The 17,926-nt window shown below is 39.7% G+C and carries 15 protein-coding genes; 4 read left to right on the top strand and 11 right to left on the bottom strand.

Annotation, left to right across the window (positions count from 1 at the left end; translation table 11 throughout):
* Positions 1 to 24: 24 nt before the first annotated feature.
* The 11 genes from IPM48_09750 to meaB form a co-directional block, all read right to left on the bottom strand.
* On the bottom strand, positions 25 to 2,646 hold the full coding sequence (locus IPM48_09750) for a transglycosylase domain-containing protein (GenBank protein MBK9271872.1): 2,622 nt from the start codon (positions 2,644 to 2,646) through the stop codon (positions 25 to 27).
* Between the two features lie 2 nt (positions 2,647 to 2,648).
* Entirely contained in the window at positions 2,649 to 3,743 is a 1,095-nt protein-coding gene (locus tag IPM48_09745) for a 3-dehydroquinate synthase (GenBank protein MBK9271871.1), read from the bottom strand.
* A 32-nt stretch (positions 3,744 to 3,775) separates the two neighbouring features.
* Positions 3,776 to 4,225, bottom strand: coding sequence for an SsrA-binding protein SmpB (gene smpB, locus IPM48_09740; GenBank protein ID MBK9271870.1), 450 nt, complete (start codon positions 4,223 to 4,225; stop codon positions 3,776 to 3,778).
* A complete protein-coding gene (locus IPM48_09735; protein ID MBK9271869.1) occupies positions 4,222 to 4,626 on the bottom strand; it encodes a hypothetical protein in 405 nt (134 codons plus the stop codon). Before IPM48_09735 ends, smpB begins: the two co-directional genes overlap by 4 nt.
* 61 nt (positions 4,627 to 4,687) lie before the next feature.
* Positions 4,688 to 6,895, bottom strand: coding sequence for a S9 family peptidase (locus IPM48_09730; GenBank protein MBK9271868.1), 2,208 nt, complete (start codon positions 6,893 to 6,895; stop codon positions 4,688 to 4,690).
* The gene (locus tag IPM48_09725; protein ID MBK9271867.1) at positions 6,871 to 8,277 is read right to left on the bottom strand and encodes an aldehyde dehydrogenase family protein; all 1,407 of its coding nucleotides are present in this window, start codon (positions 8,275 to 8,277) and stop codon (positions 6,871 to 6,873) included. The genes IPM48_09730 and IPM48_09725 overlap by 25 nt, the downstream gene beginning before the upstream one ends.
* Positions 8,278 to 8,339: 62 nt before the next feature.
* On the bottom strand, positions 8,340 to 9,512 hold the full coding sequence (locus tag IPM48_09720; GenBank protein MBK9271866.1) for an NADP-dependent malic enzyme: 1,173 nt from the start codon (positions 9,510 to 9,512) through the stop codon (positions 8,340 to 8,342).
* A gap of 38 nt (positions 9,513 to 9,550) precedes the next feature.
* The gene (locus tag IPM48_09715) at positions 9,551 to 9,856 is read right to left on the bottom strand and encodes an acylphosphatase (protein MBK9271865.1); all 306 of its coding nucleotides are present in this window, start codon (positions 9,854 to 9,856) and stop codon (positions 9,551 to 9,553) included.
* 1 nt (position 9,857) lies between these two features.
* Positions 9,858 to 10,340 carry a peroxiredoxin gene (locus IPM48_09710; protein MBK9271864.1) on the bottom strand — a complete coding sequence of 161 codons (483 nt, stop codon included), beginning with the start codon at positions 10,338 to 10,340 and terminating at the stop codon, positions 9,858 to 9,860.
* Positions 10,341 to 10,351: 11 nt separating this feature from the next.
* Positions 10,352 to 12,067 carry a M23 family metallopeptidase gene (locus IPM48_09705; protein MBK9271863.1) on the bottom strand — a complete coding sequence of 572 codons (1,716 nt, stop codon included), beginning with the start codon at positions 12,065 to 12,067 and terminating at the stop codon, positions 10,352 to 10,354.
* Between the two features lies 1 nt (position 12,068).
* Positions 12,069 to 13,091 (bottom strand): methylmalonyl Co-A mutase-associated GTPase MeaB, encoded by a 1,023-nt coding sequence (gene meaB, locus IPM48_09700; GenBank protein MBK9271862.1) that lies wholly within the window; start codon positions 13,089 to 13,091, stop codon positions 12,069 to 12,071.
* A 396-nt stretch (positions 13,092 to 13,487) separates the two neighbouring features.
* Between meaB and IPM48_09695 the strand changes: the two genes are divergently transcribed.
* The 4 genes from IPM48_09695 to fabG are packed head-to-tail and all read left to right on the top strand — an operon-like array spanning position 13,488 to position 17,922.
* Positions 13,488 to 15,182: an NAD(P)/FAD-dependent oxidoreductase gene (locus IPM48_09695; protein MBK9271861.1), complete on the top strand. Its 1,695-nt coding sequence runs from the start codon at positions 13,488 to 13,490 to the stop codon at positions 15,180 to 15,182.
* The gene (locus IPM48_09690; protein MBK9271860.1) at positions 15,172 to 16,014 is read left to right on the top strand and encodes a DUF1702 family protein; all 843 of its coding nucleotides are present in this window, start codon (positions 15,172 to 15,174) and stop codon (positions 16,012 to 16,014) included. Before IPM48_09695 ends, IPM48_09690 begins: the two co-directional genes overlap by 11 nt.
* Positions 16,015 to 16,033: 19 nt before the next feature.
* Positions 16,034 to 17,194 (top strand): hypothetical protein, encoded by a 1,161-nt coding sequence (locus IPM48_09685; GenBank protein MBK9271859.1) that lies wholly within the window; start codon positions 16,034 to 16,036, stop codon positions 17,192 to 17,194.
* Positions 17,191 to 17,922, top strand: coding sequence for a 3-oxoacyl-ACP reductase FabG (gene fabG / locus IPM48_09680; protein MBK9271858.1), 732 nt, complete (start codon positions 17,191 to 17,193; stop codon positions 17,920 to 17,922). Before IPM48_09685 ends, fabG begins: the two co-directional genes overlap by 4 nt.
* The last annotated feature ends 4 nt before the right edge of the window (positions 17,923 to 17,926 follow it).

Below are 17,926 nucleotides of genomic sequence, written 5' to 3'. Positions count from 1 at the left end.
TTTTATGCGTTTTATTAAATCTCTTTATTCTAAAATTTCATCTTCATCTGTATCACCTGAACTAGGCATAATGGAATTATCCATATTCAGGGATTTCATCATCTCCTTAAATTTAGCGCAATTCAGTTCGATTTCGAGTTCTCCCTTGGGATAAGGAAATCTCAATTCAGGATTGACTTCACTAACACCTAAATCCGATAACTTATTGATGAATTTTACAAAAAATGGTCTTGCCATCACTGCTCCCTGACCCGTACTCATGTTTAAAAATCTAATCCATGGATCTTCGCCACCCACCCAGGTACCAACCACCAGATCAGGAGTAATACCCATAAACCATCCATCGACATAATTATTGGTTGTTCCCGTTTTTCCTCCGGCAGGAACTTTCAAAAATGAAACGCCTCCGGATTTCATGAGCAAATCGACCATCACATAATTGTAATCGGGAGCCAAAGCTACATTCTGTACCGGAGTATTGCGATAAATTACCTTTCCATTTTTATCCTCGATGTGAGACACAAAGTAAGGTTTTACATAGACCCCGTTGTTGGCGAAGGTGGTGTACGCACCAGTCATTTCATAAACGGACAAATCCGCTGAACCCAATACAATGGAAGGAAATTTGGGTATCAAATATCCGCCATCCCTTCTTTTGGATGTACTGTCAATTCCCATGTTGTGCAGCAGTCCGCGAATGGGATTTACACTACCCAACAACATCACCAGTTTGACCGTAATTGAATTTCGGGAATTGGCCAGTGCATTGTAAAGATTGTAATATCCACCCGTAAAAGATTCAGTGGCATTTCCCGGAGACCAGGACTCAGGTAATCCAAAATTTGGGTCGTTGGCTGGTATCGTGTATTGTATGTCTTGAAATTCATTACAGGGAGAAATTTTTTGCAATGCAATCGCTGCCGCATAGACAAATGGCTTAAACGTTGAGCCAACCTGTCTTCTCGAATTCACATGGTCGTATTTGAAGTATTTAAAATTAACTCCCCCCACCCAGGATTTAATTTCCCCGGTGTGCGGATCTGTTGACAATGAACCTATCTGTAGATGCTTCCGGTGGTATTTAATGGAATCCAATGGAGACATCTTGACCATTTTGTCAGCCTGAGTTTCATAATCATAGACAATCATTGAAACTGGTGTGTTCATTTGCAAACGCAGATCCTTCTCAAATCCAGGCCAGGCTTTTTCAATTTCAGGCCATTGATTGCTTTTGAGAATTTCCGTGCTGTAATCGTACTGTGTTTTGGTAATTTGGTTGTTCTTCAATTCCTGCTTTAAAAAACCAGGTTTTCTCCTTTCATTGATAAGCCGCTGTATGGTTCTGTCATTCACATCTACTTTTCCAATCTCAGCTTCGAGTTCCATCATCAACTTGCCATAGTGCTGATTCCATAAAATATTAAACCTGTCTGTCTCTCTGACCAACTGATTTAATGCTTCTTTTCTGATTTTTTTCATTTTTTCATCTGCATCATATTCCCAGGGATCACTTTTGGTCCAAACATTGAAATAAGATTTCTGGATGTTGATCATGTGTTCTTTTGCTGCGTCCTCAGCTGCCTTTTGAATAATGGGATCAATGGTGACATAGATTTTTAATCCATCCTGATAAGGATTGTACTTATCCCCATTTGGTTTTCTAATTTCATCTTTTTCAAATAATTCCTTTAGCCATTTACCCAATTCTGCCCTAAAGTGTGGCGCAAGTCCGTCTATGTGGGTTTCTCTTTTGAATGCAGATACATCCAAAGGTACTTTTTTGAATGCTTCGAATTCTGCTTTTGAAATTTGCCCATCCTTGTACACCAGGGCCAAAACCGTATTTCGCCTTTCGACAGCCAGTTTGATAAATCGCCTGGGATTATAAAGGGTTGGGTTTTTTAACATACCTATCAATACAGCGGCTTCGTCCAACCTGAGATTCTTTTGGTCCTTTCCAAAATATGTTTTGGCGGCCGTCTGAACTCCGTGGGCCTCATAGATAAAATCAAACTTATTGAGATAAAGAGAAATAATTTCCTCCTTGGTATATCTTCGCTCCAACTTTATGGCGGTCAGCCATTCCTTAAATTTGACACGAACCAGCAAGGCTGTCCTTACAATCGCGCCTTTACCTTTCAGGCTAGGTCGCTCAAAAAGTAATTTTGCCAACTGTTGACTTATTGTACTGCCTCCGCCGGATTCGCCTTTGCTCAATAAAATTGTTTTGAAAAATACCCGCAGCAAAGCCCATGGATCCACCCCTGAGTGATTGTAAAACCTTACATCTTCGGTTGCCAGTAATGCTTTAAGCAGATTTGGATTGAGACTATCAAAAGGAATAAATTCCCGATTCTCATTGTAATATTTTCCAAGCATGGAACCATCTTTGGCAATTACCAAACTGGCGTTGTGGTATTTGGGGTTTTCCAATTCCTCAAGTGTGGGCAAATTGTCAAACGAAACCAAAAATAAAATCAAAAGAAACAAAAGGATGCTTCCCATCAAAGCTTTCCACATCCACGCCACCGAAGACTTGAACCAATATTTATCCTCTGACGCGGCCCCGTTGTAAATATCGGTAAAACTAAATCGATTCCAAAATGTCTTGAGCCGCTCAGCCAACTGATCAATCAAATGATTCATATTCAGACTGTAAAAATAGAAGATATATCTGTCTTCTGAAAATAATTCTCAATGTGTAAAAAATCAATGCCAACATTCCATTCCGGATGACCGGGTGCTTTCAACAAACTAAAATTGATTTTTCCTGCAGTATTTTTCTTGTCAGAAGCCATATAATTCCACCAGTTCTTGCCATTGAATACGTCTGAAGGAATTCGCGGAAAATAATGTTGCAAATGTTGAAACAATACATCAAAATGCTGGTCCGGATATCCCAGCAATTCTTTTGCCATCAAAGATTCCCACCAAATACCGGCAGCTACTGCTTCTCCATGCAAAAGGATCTCACCCTGCTCAAGACAAAAAGACTCCATCGCGTGTCCAATCGTATGTCCTAAGTTTAGGATTTTTCTTTTGTCTTCATCAAACGGATCTTCCTTGACGATTTCGGACTTGAACCTTATGGAATCCGTCACAACTTCCTTCCAGCTATCATAGCTGATCCTGTGATGCAATTGTTCCACCTGCTCCCAGGGATTTTCATTGTCTAGCAGAAGATGCTTTATGATTTCAACTTTGCCATTGCGCCAATGGATTTCTGGCAGGGTTTGCAGAAAGTCAAAATGAGCCAGGATGAAATCAGGAGGATAAAAACTTCCGAGACAATTTTTAATCTTGAGAAAATTAACTCCGGTTTTTCCACCAATGGATGCATCGACCTGAGCCAACAAGCTTGTTGGAATACTGATGTATGGGATCCCTCTTTTCCATACAGACGCACAAAATCCAACAAGGTCGAGTACAACGCCGCCACCCACTGCGAGAATCAAAGAACTGCGATCTAAAAAATGTTGGGATGCAAAATCCCAAAAACGAATGCATTGATCCAATTGTTTTGACGATTCACCGGCCGGAATTTCAAATATGGGGCAATGGCTCATTTGGAAGAGATCCATCACTTTTGGAACACAAAACAATCTGGTATTGGAATCGCATACGATTACGATTGAAGATGTATATTTTGAAATCAATTGTTTCCAGTCGCTGTCAGAAAACCAGCTTTGCTCAAGGCTACTACCATCGGTCAGGAGGAATTCACAATTAGACTTTATCGTCATAACGAATGAAGGTTTATCAGTCGCGGTTGAGCCTATCTGAGTTTCAGATTACGGTTGAGTTCTCTCTTTACATCGCGATCCTTAATGGACTCTCTTTTGTCAAAAGATTTCTTTCCGGTGGCAAGCGCAATTTCTACTTTGATCATTCCCCTGTCGGAAAAATAAATTCGATATGGAACAATGGTCATCCCTTTTTCAGCAATTTTTCTTTCGAGTTTTTTTAATTCCAATTTATTGAGCAATAATTTCCTTGGACGCTTGGGCTCATGGTTTCGATCGGAGCCACTTTCATACTCAGAAATGTGCAGGTTTTTAATCCAAAGTTCTCCCTTGTCAAAACCACACCAGGCATCGCTCAAATTGGCATTTCCAGCCCGGATCGATTTTACCTCTGTGCCGGACAATTGCATTCCTGCTTCAAACAACTGAATAAATTGAAATTCGTGTGTTGCCTTGCGGTTTATAATTTCGGGCGATTTCATTTCTTTGTCTCTCTCAAATACACAAAATCAATCATATTGCTGACCTTCAAATCCTTAATTTGAGCATATAGAATTCCATCCTCGCCTCCTCTGTAAGAAATAACCTGTGGAAAATTATGCCTCTCATTCACAAAATGACAGGTCCAAAAAGGATCGTTGATCTGCTTAAAATAAACCGGGACAAACTGGTTGGCTTTTGTTTTGGCTTCCAGGAACCAATCTTTGTCGGATTTATATATTTTAAGATACTCATTGATTTCTGCAATACCGGATGTCATATCATAAGCAACACCCATCCATTCTGTCGGTCCTGTTTGCGACCATTTTTCATACAGCATTTTGTCTTTCATCTTCCATGTGCCCACTAAAAACTGGGGAGAAAATTCAGTCTTGTTGACCATTTTTAGCGATCCCCTGGAGCAGGATGCAAATATGAAAAGAGCCGAAAATAAAACGTAAGCATCAAATTTTCTCATAAACAAACTGGGTCATTTTGGTGAATAAATGAATGGTGGCATTGTCCCCGGAGATCCCGTGATTGCGGTTGGGGTAAAAATAAGTGTCAAATTGCTTCTTGTGGTGGATCAGCGCATTGACCATTTCTACGGCATTTTGGAAATGTACGTTGTCGTCTGCCATTCCATGAATTAAAAGATAGTTTCCTTTCAATCGATCTGCGAAGTAAACCGGTGAATTCTCTCGATAACCATCGGGATTGGATTGGGTCGTACCCATGTATCTCTCCGTGTAGGCACTGTCATACCACTTCCAATTGGTCACAGGCGCTACCGCTATCGCAGCCTTAAAAACATCATTTCCCTTCAGTAGGCACAATGAAGACATGTAAGCTCCATAACTCCATCCAAAAATACCAATTCTGCTACCATCGACAAATGGAAGAGTGGATAAATATTTTGCGGCGTCTATCTGGTCTTCTGTTTCGTATTTTCCCAATTGCAAATAAGTCATTTTTTTAAACTCTTCTCCTCGTCCACCCGTACCTCGATTGTCCACGATACAAACGATGTAGCCTTTTTGCGCAATCATCTGCAGCCATCCGAAATATCTGAATGAATTCCATTTGTTCATCACCTGCTGACTACCAGGTCCACCATAGAGATACATAAAAACAGGATATCTTTTATTGGGGTTAAAATCTTTGGGTTTGATCATCAATGCGTTCAAAGCCTCATTGTTCCTGTTGGAAATGCTCATTGTTTCAACTTCCGATATCTGATATTGGTTTAAAATCGACTTTAACTTGGAGTTGTCTTCCAAGATCCTGATCAATTCTCCATCAGAACTGCGAATGGATGAAACGGGTGGTACGTTGATTTGGGAATACGTATGAACCATGAGTTTTGCACCCGCACTAAACTGTGCTGAATGACATCCGGCAGCTGTCGTGATCGTCTTAAAATTGGAGCCATTGAGACTCACGCTACAAATCTGCCGATCCATTCCTCTTTGATCAGCTATTTGAAAAAATGCGGTGGTTCCATCCTCTGAGAACCCATACCATTCAGTCATTTCCTTTCCGGCCGGCGTGATCCGGTTTTTCAAATTACCTTTTCCATCCATTAGATACATTGCGACCTCGCCATCTTTCTCACTCTGCCAAATAAAGGAATTTTCAGCATCCATAAATTGCAGGTGATCGTGAATATCAATATAGTATTTGCTTTTTTCCTCGTACAAAACTTGTTCTTTGTTTTTTACTAGGTCCACCAAATACAATTTTAACCAATTTTGTTCCCTATTGATCCAGTTCACCCAAATTTGATGATTGTTTTTGGTCCAGCCAATCCGGGGGATGTATCCTTCCATTCCATTCATGTCCGAATGTACTGCTAGCTGACGATTGGATCCTTTCTTCAAATGATGAACCCAAACCGTCAACCTTGCATTTTTCTCACCCACTTTAGGATACTTGAAGCGATAGATTTCCGGATAAGCCTCATCTTTATAATATTCAAGACTGAATTCACGCACTTCGGATTCATCTGTTCTGATAAACACCAAGTTTTTTCCATCAGGGGACCATTCATAGGCACGGGTTAGGGTAAATTCCTCCTCGTACACCCAATCTGACGCTCCATTGATGATTTCATTTTTTCTTCCATCTTTGGTGACTTGTACAATTTTTCCGTCCGACAAACGCTGATAATAAAGATTGTTTTCAAAGACAAATGCCACTTTGTCTGAAGCTGGACTGAAGCTTGGATACATCACCTTTCCTTTGGCAAATACTCTATGGATACTTTTGGAAAGACGGTCAAATACGTAAACATCAGAAAAGCCAGAATACCGATACAAAGCTTCCGTCTTGGTAAAAAGTAGAATTTTACTTTCATCTCCTGAAAACTGGTATTGGTCCATTTTAAATCCGCTTATTTCAGCAGCATGCTTATTGGCATCAAAAAGAGTGTCTGTTACTTTTCCGGTTCGCAAATCAAATTTTAAAATTAAATTTGATTGGCTTCTGGTATAGCTGATACCATCTTTTAAAAAATTAAAACCTCCAATACCGGCTGTTCTGAATACTCCATATTCATATACATCCGCAAGTTCGATTTGCTTTTTCTGCGAAAAAACCTGACAAGTAAAAAAAAGGAGAAAGGCAAAACCAATCCAACTTTTGTCTTTTAGGAATAAAGCTTTATAATCCATTTTAACAATTTGCTTTTTGGCGATTTGTAAGGTGGATAAAAAAACTGCAAAGAATTCAACCAGAATTTTTGTTTCGCCACCGGTAAATAATGAACAAAGGTACGAAATCCATGATAACCCAGCGTGCTGCCATGACCACTGTGTTTATCACCTCCAAAAGGTAAGTTGGACTCGCAATAATTGATGAGGGTATTGTTGATGCTGATTCCTCCAGCCCTCAGATGACTTGTTATTTTTTGGATAAACGAGTTGCGATGGCTAAAAACATACATGGCCAAAGGTCTGTCCACTTTTTTCATTGGCTCAAAAAGTTCTTCGACTTCTTTGTCATATACAATCACAGGAAGAATAGGACCAAATATTTCTTCCTCCATGGATCTATGGTTAAAATCTGAATGTAACAACAGGACTGGTTTGATTCTTCTCTGTGCAACATCCATGTCCAAAGGATCCGATAAAGAAGCTCCCTGCTCAATACTCCTATTCACCAAATTTAACATCCTTTGAAAATGGTCCTCGTGTATCATGGCAGAATAATCTCTCTCCTGTTTCCATTCCTTAGGAAACCAATTGCGCAAGGTTTGTCTCCAGCATTCCACAAAACAATCCAGATCTTTTCTGGGCAATACCAGGTAATCTGATGCGATGCAGGTTTGACCAGCATTCAAATATTTGGTATGCAGCACCTTTTCAGCAAGTGATTTCAAATCACAATCACGATCTGCTATTACTGGATTTTTACCACCCAATTCCAAAGTAACAGAGCTTAGATTTTTGGCAGCAGCCTCCATAACCAGGCTGCCAATTCTTTTGGATCCTGTAAAAAAAATATGGTCGAAATCTTTTCCACAAAGATAGGCTCCCACATCTGCCGCTCCACGAACACAGACAACTTCTGTAGGGTCGAAAACCTCTTCTGCGATTTCCTGGATCAGTTTACCAGTATTGGGTGCAAATTCGGAGGGTTTTAAAAAAATTCTGTTTCCGCCCGCCAGAGCAGAAATCAATGGAATAAAACTCAAATTGAAGGGATAATTCCAAGGAGCAATAATCAACACCAAACCTTTGGGAACAGGTTTGATATACGATGAGGTTGCCGGAAGTAAAATATCTGTATCAACTGTTTTCCCAGCATTCCATCTAGATAGATTCTTAATGGCAAGATCCAAGCTCCTCAGTACAACAAGGAGTTCGCTGGCATCTACTTCAAAGATTGGCTTACCAAAATCCTTCATCATTGCCTCTCGTAAATCTTGCTTTCTTTGAAGGATTTGGGATTTGAGTTGAATCAACCTTAATTTTCTTTGAGCCAATGGAATGCAAGGCTCCTTTATAAAAGCTTCTCTTTGCAACTGAAATAAATGGTCAATCGTGGAGTCCAAACGAAATGTAGATGATCAGTTTGTTTCAAACAAACACATGGAAGATAGGTTCTGAGCCAACTTTAGCTTCGATGTGCGAAGGATGCAACTGCATCTGCCACCTTCTGGGCAATGCTTTCATCCATCACAGGAGGGATGATTTGTTCGCGCGTCGGATGACTGATGCCATTGGCGATGGCTGCTGCCGCCGCAAATTTCATGGCCAGAGTAATTCTGCTGGCTTTGGATCTAAGTGCTCCCAAAAAAATTCCGGGAAAGGCCAAAACATTGTTGACCTGATTTGGAAAATCCGATCTGCCGGTACCCACTGCAAAAGCCCCACCTGCATAAGCTTCTTCAGGTAATATTTCTGGAATCGGATTGGCCAATGCGAGAATCAAAGGATCTTTGGCCATCGTGCGTATATCGTCTCTGTTCAGCAGATTTTCTTTACTGACACCTATAAAGACATCCATTTCTTTAATGGCATCAAATACAGTCCCATCCAGTTTTCGTGGGTTGGTGTATAACAACAATTCCTTTTTGAAATCATTCAAATCATTCCTACCCGGACCAATGATTCCATTGCTGTCGCAAACGATAATTTCTTTGGCAATTTCCTGATTGGGTGTTTCCACATCTTTTTTACCGAGATATTTACTAATGGCAATGCCGGCTGCTCCAGCGCCATTGATCACCATTCTTAAATCTCTCATTTTGCGTCCTGTAATTTTACAAAAATTCATAAGGGCAGCTAATACAACAATGGCGGTACCATGTTGGTCATCGTGAAATACCGGTATGCCGATATCCTGCAAGCGTTCTTCTATCTCAAAACATCTCGGCGCAGCAATGTCTTCAAGATTAATTCCCCCAAAAACAGGGGCGATATTTTTGACGATGTGAATAATTTCTTCTGTGCTTTGGGTTTCCAAACAAATCGGAAATCCATTGATCCCGGCAAATCGCTTAAAAAGCATGGCTTTTCCTTCCATAACAGGGATTGCCGCATGCGCACCGATATTGCCAAGACCCAGTACGGCAGAGCCATCCGACACAATCGCCACCGTATTGCCTTTGATGGTGTAGTCGTACACTTTGTCCGGATGGGCGTGGATCTCTATGCAGGGTTCCGCTACACCGGGAGAATATACCAATGACAAATCCTCCTTGGATTGTACATCCAGTTTGTTTTCAACATTTAGCTTACCTCGGAGCGTCGCATGCAATTCCAGTGCCTTCTTAAAAATATCCATAATGGGATTTGTCGATAGTCTGCAAAAATAAAGCCACTTTAAACCGCATCCAGTATTTTTTGATCCAGGCTGCCTGGTTTAATTACAAATCCCTCATAACCAATTACTTCAACAACCATAATTCTTAATTTATGGACCGCAGAACCCAAAGGTCCTTTTCTAAGGTCCATTACAAAAGATTGTAAATTCTGCTTGGTTCCTTCAGCGATGATGAAAACTTTGCCGTTTGTGAGATTTCCTGTCCAGCCAGAAATAGGATGGATGATTGCTTTTTCCAAAACAAAACGCCTGAATCCAACTCCTTGCACAATCCCTGACACCAAAATAGTATAGGCCATTTTCATTTCACAAATTTAAAACGGATCGGATTTGCTCCGCATGACTGCCTGATTTGACTGGATAAATATAGTGATGGATTCTCAAATCACGATCCAGGATTACCGTTACCCTATGCATGCCTTCATACACACGTCCCATAAATTTTTTTGTGCACCAAATACCCAATTGCATGGACAATTGACTTTCCGGATCTATCAGCAGATCATAGGGCAATTTGTATTTTTCAATGAATTTCTGGTGGCTTTTTGCGCTGTCCGGACTGACACCGAAAAGTGTGATGGATAATTTTTTCAATATTTTAAAATCATCCCTAAGATTGCAGGCTTGTTTTGTACATGTGGGAGAATCGTCTTCCGGATAAAAAAAAAGTACAATCCAATCGGTGTGAATATCCTTAAACCTGACCCATTTTGATTTTTGATTGAGCATCTCCTGCTTAGGGAAAGGGCTGCCCACTTCATACACAAACTTTGGCAGATACTCATTCATGCAATTCTCATTTACTTTATAAAATTCGCACGATACGTTCTTTTATTGTTCCGATTGTCCTCTGCCACAATGACCAATTCGTGTCTTCCTGATTCTAACATTGGGTCAAATTCATGCCGAATGGTTCTGGACTTTGCATCATGTTCCATAAGAATCCAGTTACCATCTATATAGGCATGGTATCTGACTTCCTGGGATACTTTTGTGGAGGGTATATTGTCTTTTATTCTAAATTTAAAGGACTTTGATTTGCGCATGTCTGCTCTAAACGTAAGCGGTGTAATGGTTGGCGCGATGGTATCCACCATGATACAAAAAAATCCAGGCTGATTGTGAGTTCCTACAAAGTGTTCACCATTCCATTTTGAATTCGGGAGGGACCTGACGGACTCAGCAGTTTTAATCGCTAAATAGGCCTTATCGATCAAAGCAGAGTCCAACTTTCTTGTTGGAAAAACAGAAATCTGATAATGCTTGTGAAGTGGAATCCCTGTAGCCCTGATGCCTAACCATGGAGAATATGCGTTCTTGAGTACATTTGATAAGGTATCGGCAACGATCGGTGTGGATTCATACAAGGTTCCCGCATCAAAGCGGATTTGTCCAAATTTAAAATCCCAAACATAGGCCTGGTCATAAGGAACCATATCCCCTTTGCATTGTCCGACAGGATTGATCATTTGGTTAGACCGTCTCACCAAAAAACTCTCATGGGTTTTGTTGTCAAACGCATCTGCAATTTCGAGCTTGATGTGATGATCTTTTTCAAATTGCAAAGACACGAGACCATCATTCAGGATATTTTTGTAAATGGGTAGGCAGTTGCCGGGTAGTTTGTAACATCGGTGAAAATGACCCAGTGATTTTAACTTGGAGTGAAAATCTATATGGGCATTCATATACCTCGCATCTTCAGGATGCCAACTGTCTAAATGATATTCATACACCAGAACACTGTCCACCATCAAGCGAATGTGTTTAAGTCCGGTGGTGTTCCAACTTTGGTTGTTCTTGTCTGCGGCATCGACGGCAATTCCCAAAAAGTCACCGGCGATGACAACAGGATTCACCAACTGTTTTTTGAGAACTATTTTTTCATCTTGCAGAAAACCATCTTGTCCAAAACCATATACTTTGATTCTCTTTAACACAGGGGCAATCCGATCAACCACCCCGAGTCCAAATTCCAGGGGATCCAAAATTTCATTGGTAGCGGTTTTTCTCAACTCAAAATGCAAATGGGCTCCTCTGCTTGCACCGGTATTGCCCATAAAGGCAAAAAACTCTCCGGCTTCTACGGGTATTTCTCCTTCTTTAAATTCAGCTTCAATCTCAAATTTTCTTTGCGCAAATTGCAATTCGCGCAGCCTTGCTTCCAGGTCAGGTCTCAATCGTTCGAGATGGGCATACACCGTGGTATATCCACCCGGATGTTGGATAAAAACAGCTTTGCCGTAACCGTCTGCTTTGATGTCAATCTTGGAGATAAATCCCTTTTGAGCAGCCAATATTTCATCTGGTCTTCCGGAATGGCTGGAACGTATGTCGAGGCCCGCGTGAAAATGATTGCTCCGCAACTCGCCAAAACCACCGGAAAAGGAAAGGGGGTGTTTTACCGGAGAGCTCAACTGAAAGGGTTCGTTGATCACAAGGAAAGTTCCCATTCCGGAATCATTCTTTAAGCCAAAGCCAAAGAAAAAAACGATGCTTAGAATCCACTTTACCAAACTACTGCTTTTTACAGAGCGCAAAAGTAAAACGAATCATCAAATTGAAGGCTTCTTCTCTGTCGATACTGCCATCTAAAATACCATCCTTAATTGTATTTAATTGATTTACAATATCTTTATTAGCCAATAAAACATCTTTGAGTTCCTCATGCCAATGTAAAATAAAGTCATTTGCTTCCTGGAATAACCGCTTTTGAGTCAATTGCCCGGAATGTTGGATTTGTTCCCAGCTTGCACAAATGTACTTGGCCAAAACCTCTGTAAGTTCTTCTTTTTCAGTGCTATATAGTAAAACTTTTTTAGCCAATGTGGCTCCATCTACGCTAGGAGGAAAGGAATGAACCATATCTGAATATGCCTTCTGGGCTAATCGTTCAGTAGCTCCATCGGCTTTGGTGATGACAAAAAGATCAGCCCATTCCAGAATGCCCTTTTTAATACTTTGAAGTTCGTCTCCTGATCCTGGTTGTAATAGGATCAACCCAAGATCCGTCATTTGAAAAACTCCCACTTCTGATTGGCCAACTCCAACAGTCTCAATGGCAATGATATCATATCCTGCAGCTTCCAAAAGTAAAACGATATCTCGGGTATACCTTGAAGTCCCACCGTAATACTGTCCTGAAGGACTTGGTCTCACAAAAGCGTTTTCCTGTTTTGACAGATCCTGCATTCGGGTTTTGTCTCCCAATATACTTCCACCTTTTATCTGACTACTTGGATCAATACTAAGCACGGCGACCTTCCAACCTTCCTGAATAAGGAACATTCCTAGTTTTTCGATCATCGAACTTTTACCTACTCCGGGAGGTCCGGTGACGGCCAATCTAAGTTTGGGTTTAGCCAACTTCCTCAATGTCCTAATCAGGGTTTTGGCTTGATCCCGATCCTCCTTTCTAGAAGATTCTATCAAAGTAATGGCCCGGGCGAGAACAGTCCTGTCTCGCGCAGTAATCTTTCTTACCCATTCGTCTACCTGATCCAAGTTCGCCATATCCCAAAACCAGCAAAATAGGGACAAATATAACTAAGTTGAAGGTATGACTCCTCTTCTCTACTTTGAAACTACATAAAGTAAATTATGTATCTTAACTCTTAAATCCCAATGTTTAATAGGGTATATATCTTGACACCAATTTGAGAATCGCTCCAAAATGAAATCAAAAAACTCCATTTTGATTCAATGCATTAAAAAAAGTACGTTTAATTCTCCCGGAATTGGTACAACAAAAATGACAACTGATCTTGTAAATTTTGAAAAATCAATCAAACATAAGGACTTCTTAAAACCCAAAAAGATCTGCCATCCAAAGTCCGGCTTTGGATTTTTGTCTGCGTCAAATAAAATTAAAAGTGAAATGTGTGGACAGATTTAAAATAAAATGTCTTTATTTGTATCCACAATACTATAAATATCGTGAACACATATGATGTGTTGATTCCGGGCTGTGGGCTGGCTGGCTTGACTCTTGCTTTGCAATTAAAACGAGAAAACCCTGCAATTTCCATTCTTGTGATTGAAAAACGAGATAATGCAGCACCGGTTGCAACCCATAAAGTTGGAGAATCGATCAGTGAGATTGCTGCTTGTTACTTAAGAGAAAAATTGGATCTTGCCAAATATCTCGATGAAAAGCAATTGTTGAAATACGGATTGAGGTTTTTCTTTAGTCCTCAAAATGCTGGCGACCTCTCTATGCGTGTAGAAGTGGGAACACGAATCGATGGATTTAACCCTACCCATCAACTTGACAGGGGCATCCTGGAAAATGACCTGTCTCATTTGTCAATTTCTATTGGGGTTGAGATAATTTTTGGTGCAGTCGTCAGGACAGTCCATTTGTCCCCCACAAAGCATACTGTGGTTTATGAAAAAGAAAATAAGAACATAACAGTTTTTGCCAAATGGATTGTCGATACATCTGGAAGAAGCAGCTTGCTGAAAAGGAAATTGGAACTTCAAAAACCACTAAATCACCAAATCAATGCTGTTTGGTTCAGATTGGATCATGAAATTGACATTGATGAATGGTCAAATAACTTAATATGGCGTAATAAAGTCCCTGCGGGACGGAGGCGTCTTGCCACCAACCACCTGATGGGTGAGGGCTATTGGGTGTGGTTAATTCCTCTTATTTCAGGCGCTACAAGCGTGGGAATAGTGGCGGACCCTGCATACCATCCGTTTGAAACTTTCAACACATTTGAAAAAGCAATGATCTGGCTTGCCGAACACGAACCGCTTGCATTTAAAATGCTGTCTCCTCACAAAGGAAAAAAGATGGATTTCAAATCGATGAAAAATTTGGCATACGGCACCCAAAAATTTTTTTCAAAAGATCGTTGGGCCATTACCGGTGAGGCCGGAGCCTTTATGGATCCCTTTTATTCTCCCGGTTCAGATTTCATTGCTCTTGGGAACACCTGGACCGCAGATTTAATTCTTCGTGAGTTAAGAGGAGAGGACATCACATTGCGCTCAATGATCTATGAACTCACGATAAATGAACTATTTGACGGGTGGACTTTGATTTATCAAAACAAATACGGACTTTTCGGCAATAGTCAAATCATGTTAATGAAAATAATCTGGGATTGGGCAACTTATTGGTCTGTACCGGCTGTTCTGTTTGTAAATGACGGGTACACGAATATTGCCATTCTTAAAGAATATTCTTCCTCATCCAAAAGCATAGGCAAACGATTTAATAAATTAAATGAAAAAATGCAAATGCTATTTAAGGACTGGAGTGGATTTGAGCAGAATCAATATGCAAATTTTCATGGAAACCTATTCGAATTAAATTTTCTAAGAAAATTACAATTGGATCTTCATTTAAAATACACCGAAGACAGATTAATCGAAAAGCTAGAATCCAATGTCAACCAACTTGAAAGGCTAGCTTCAGAAATTTTTAGAAAGCTGTGCTTTCAAATTAACCAAACTCCTGCTGATTTAAGAGTAAATCCTTACGAAATGTCGCTAAGCGATTCCGTTGAATCATTATATCAAAAAGCCAATCATCCAAATGCATTTGAAATACATGAACAAATTAAATCAGATATTGAAAAAATGTGGCTTGTTCCTGAAAAATTAAAAATTGAACCATAATACTCAAAATATCGCCCAAAACATTGAGTACATCCAGAATTTATTTCTGATGGTGGCTTATCATATAAACAAGTATGCCACCCTTATTGACATAATTAATTTTTTGGACGAGGATCATCACGATTTCCATTCTCTGTCTTATGAAAGTGCTTCCTCTGAAATCGCATACCAAGATCTGAAAGCCGGATTAGCTCTTAAGAATTACAGCGAATTTTACCTGAAAAAATGCCAACTTCATCCTTTTCATATGCAAATTGGACTGGGATGGGCATTGGCCAAATCAAATACACCACCCGACTTGTTTACTCTTGATTTACCTTTGCACAGCCAACAAATGGTTCTTGACGGCTATGGCTACTACCATTCCCTTTTCAAAGAACGTAAGTTCATTCAAAACGCTTGTATTCCTGAAGAAATTAAAGGCATTCAGCTAAAAGGATACGACCAGGGGATTGGAAGGCGATTATGGCATATTTCAAAGGGAAATTTGCAAATTCTAAATGCCAAAATCTCCCTTTTTACAGAATCTCGACATTCTGATTTATGGAGAGGAGTGGGTATTGCTTGTGGATATGTTGGGGGAACGGAAAAATCGATCCTCAAAGAATTGACCAATCAATCTGGCAATTATATTGTATCTTTAAGCGCAGGTATTGCCATAGCAGCCTATAGTCGGATTAAATCTGAAACTGTCATTCCCTCTGTTGTAATGGCCTGTGAAGTTGTTTGTGGAATTCCAATTTTAGAAATTGAAAAACTCTTTTCATCTTCTGATTGCCAGGATAAAATCCATTGGATTTCAAACCTTGAAAAAAAGCTTTCAATAAACTAAACCTTTAAAATTAAACCATATGAAAACATATGTCATTATTATTCTGATTCTGACCCTAAACTCTTGTACTCCAAGGAAAAAATTTTATTCCTGTACAATCGAGAAAAACCCTTATGGCATGGGGCAATACAATCCTATCAATGAAAGTACCCATGTGATGACAGCACACATTCAAAACGAAAAAAATGGAGGATTACCTATAAATTCCGAAAACAATCAGGTCATTCAATCTTCAAATAAAGAAGATTTTAAAAAGGTCGAAACTCAAAATTTTTATACAACCAAAGAAACTTTACCAATTCCACCTACCAAGAAACAGAGCTCCCATCTTAAGAAAAAAACAGAATCCATTTATCTCGGTAAAAGAGCTGAAAGTACAAAAAAAAGAATCTCAATCCATACTATAGAACATAAAAAGTACAGAAACGGCAATCGTTTAATCTATCTGGCTGCTGTGTTAATGGCCCTTACTACCTTTGGAATGCTTAGGATGAATAAAAGCAGGGCTACCAAACTAACTCGCTGGGCAAAAACAAATCCTAAAAAAGCACAATTATTTATAGCGCTACTCCAAATACCACTTATTCTGATCGCTTTTATCACCGGCCACAATTTAAGAGAATTGGGGTATGAGTTGACAAATGTCAACAACATTCTATTCGGAATATTAGCTGCACTGGGTTTCCTCTTGGTCCCATTTTTATACAATAGCAATCAATTCACCTTACCCAAAGTTTTAAACCGGCAGAGAGCAGGTTATTTGGCAATCATCATATCTTCCACCATAATAGTTACTTCATTTGGCAACCAATTTACGGTCAAATTTCCAAATTCTACTGGTACAAAAATACTCTACTCCGTTGACAATGCCATAACAACGCAACTGCATTCAAGTTATTCCGATGAACTCAAAGGTCAAAATACACTCGAAACTGATCAAATTGCGAGGAAAAAAGCTGCAGTGATTTTGACATTATTTGCTATTCTTGGGATTATATATTTAGTAGTTTTGATATGCGCAGGAATATGCTTAACTATTTATGGAATATCATTATTAGTATCAGGAATGGTACTAGGTTTGGCTTGGCTCATTCTTGGAGCACTACTTATAATGCTTTGCATTCGTGGAATTAGAAGTTTAAATAGATTTCTTAAGAAAGAAAAGACTAAATCCAAATGAAATGTGCACTGATTACCGGCGGATCAAAAGGCATAGGCAGAGCCATCGCCAAACAAATTGCTCTGGACCATGGACTCCATACTCTGATTAACTACTCGACAGACATAAAATCTGCTAATGAAACCTGCAATATGATCAAAGAATGTGGCGGTAGCGCAGAAGTCTTAAAATTTAAAGTGCAGAACAAGGATGAAGTAGATCAGGTCATTTCAGATTGGCAAACTTCAAATCCTGATAAATTTATTCACGTGCTTGTTAATAATGCAGGAATTACAAAAGATGGTCTTTTCATTTTTATGTCGGAGATCAATTGGGATGAGGTTATTGAGGTATCTCTTAAAGGAATGTTTAACCTTACGCAAAATGTGATGCGAAAGATGCTACACTATAAAACCGGAAAAATCATCAATATTGTATCCATTTCAGGCTTAAAAGGAACTCCAGGTCAAACAAATTACTCGGCCGCGAAAGCGGGAATGATTGGAGCCACCAAAGCCCTCGCACAGGAAGTGGCCAAAATGGGAATTACAGTCAATGCTGTTGCTCCAGGGCTAATCAATACTGATATGATCAAAAGCATCAATGTGGAAAATTATTTAAAAATAATTCCCGCCGGAAGAGTCGGAGAGCCAGAAGAAATAGCTCATCTGGTTAGCTTTCTGTGTTCTGAAAAAGCTTCTTACATAACTGGAGAAGTGATCAATATTAATGGTGGATTATACTCTTAATGCA

The organism is Saprospiraceae bacterium, from assembly GCA_016715965.1.
Classification (GTDB): domain Bacteria; phylum Bacteroidota; class Bacteroidia; order Chitinophagales; family Saprospiraceae; genus Vicinibacter.
Note: the sequence above shows the minus strand (reverse complement) of the source record. Positions and strands in the feature narration are given on the sequence as shown.

Excerpts from the sequence above, each read along its gene's own strand:
- IPM48_09750 (MBK9271872.1), bottom strand. The coding sequence starts at position 2,646 with ATGAATCATTTGATTGATCAGTTGGCTGAGCGGCTCAAGACATTTTGG.
- IPM48_09745 (MBK9271871.1), bottom strand. The coding sequence starts at position 3,743 with ATGACGATAAAGTCTAATTGTGAATTCCTCCTGACCGATGGTAGTAGC.
- smpB (MBK9271870.1), bottom strand. The coding sequence starts at position 4,225 with ATGAAATCGCCCGAAATTATAAACCGCAAGGCAACACACGAATTTCAA.
- IPM48_09735 (MBK9271869.1), bottom strand. The coding sequence starts at position 4,626 with ATGGTCAACAAGACTGAATTTTCTCCCCAGTTTTTAGTGGGCACATGG.
- IPM48_09730 (MBK9271868.1), bottom strand. The coding sequence starts at position 6,895 with ATGGATTATAAAGCTTTATTCCTAAAAGACAAAAGTTGGATTGGTTTT.
- IPM48_09720 (MBK9271866.1), bottom strand. The coding sequence starts at position 9,512 with ATGGATATTTTTAAGAAGGCACTGGAATTGCATGCGACGCTCCGAGGT.
- IPM48_09715 (MBK9271865.1), bottom strand. The coding sequence starts at position 9,856 with ATGAAAATGGCCTATACTATTTTGGTGTCAGGGATTGTGCAAGGAGTT.
- IPM48_09710 (MBK9271864.1), bottom strand. The coding sequence starts at position 10,340 with ATGAATGAGTATCTGCCAAAGTTTGTGTATGAAGTGGGCAGCCCTTTC.
- IPM48_09685 (MBK9271859.1), top strand. The coding sequence starts at position 16,034 with ATGAAAACATATGTCATTATTATTCTGATTCTGACCCTAAACTCTTGT.
- fabG (MBK9271858.1), top strand. The coding sequence starts at position 17,191 with ATGAAATGTGCACTGATTACCGGCGGATCAAAAGGCATAGGCAGAGCC.